The 1,181-nt window shown below is 60.2% G+C and carries 1 protein-coding gene; it reads right to left on the reverse strand.

Annotated elements, in window-relative coordinates; all coding sequences use genetic code 11:
* On the reverse strand, positions 1 to 1,015 hold a 1,015-nt coding region (locus tag CT676_RS43710; RefSeq protein WP_135217362.1), incomplete at its 3' end, for an IS5 family transposase.
* Between the last annotated feature and the right edge of the window lie 166 nt (positions 1,016 to 1,181).

The raw sequence follows: 1,181 nt of genomic DNA on the forward strand, positions 1-1,181 counted from the left end.
TACGGCGAGTCTCCACCCCGGTGAGCTTCTCCATGTCGGCGATTACGGGACCGAGCGTGTGCCCATCGAAGGGATTGCCATGCAGGGCCTTGGCATGGAGCACGAACTGGCCGCCCTTCGGAGACGTCACAGGGGTGGCGATGCTGACCTTGCAGCCGAACTCGTAGGGCGCGCGGGCTTTACCTTTGCCGATGCACTCAACCTCCGGAGCATGTAACGCATAGACCTTCGGACCGCGCTGATGCTGATCCTGGCTGCGCACCTGCTGCGCTAAACCGAGCAACGGGCCGAAGCGAGCTTCCAGCACCGTATCGCCATCAATCTTGCGGCGGATGTCGCGGATGATCCGGCCAAGCCGTGTCCGCAGGAACTTGAGCTGCCGCCGGGCGCGTTTGAACTGGTGGGCGTGGGTATAGCGGCCGGTCATGATGGCGGCGCGCTTGGCCAGGCGCAGATAGCTCTGGCGTAGCGGCACACGGTTGCGCTTGGCGAGCCCGACCAGCTTGGTGATTGCTCGATGCAGCAGCCGCGCGTCGGTCGGATGTGCAACCGCCTTGGGCTGCACTGTGGTATCGACGACCACCCGTTCCAGGTCCTTGGGACCGATGGCGCCGGTCTTGTGCGCCACTGAAAGACTTTCCTGGATCAGGGCGACGAGCTGTTCCTCGCCGAGCCGCTGCCGCCAGCGTGTCATCGACGATCGATCGAACGGCAGACGGTGGCAGAAGCTCAATTCGCCGCAGAAGTATTGGTAATAGGGGTTCTCGATCCAGCGAGCGCACAGCACCTCATCTGACAGGTTGTGCATGTGCTTCAAAATGAACAGGCCGGCGACTAGCCGCGTCGGCAAGCCCGGCTGGCCCGACCCTGCTTGGCACACTGAACTGAAGCGCTCATTCAGGATGTTCCAGTCGATCAGCGCTGCCAACCGCACCAGCGGATGACCCATGTCGATGATCTGATCAAGCGCCGGAAGCAACAGGTCTTTCTGGCGATCATCCCTCGGCTTGCTCATCGCATTCCCCAATGTCGACGACGCCGTCAGGGAATCACGAATCGCCCAAAAGCAAAATCCTAAAACGCAAGAAAGCGAGGTCCAACACCCCGCTTTCCTGCAAAATCGAATACTACATCAAGACAAATTCTGCTTATTTCTCAGATCAATCCGCATTCTTCACGGA

The organism is Bradyrhizobium sp. MOS001, assembly GCF_004634465.1.
GTDB classification, from domain to species: Bacteria; Pseudomonadota; Alphaproteobacteria; order Rhizobiales; family Xanthobacteraceae; genus Bradyrhizobium; species Bradyrhizobium barranii.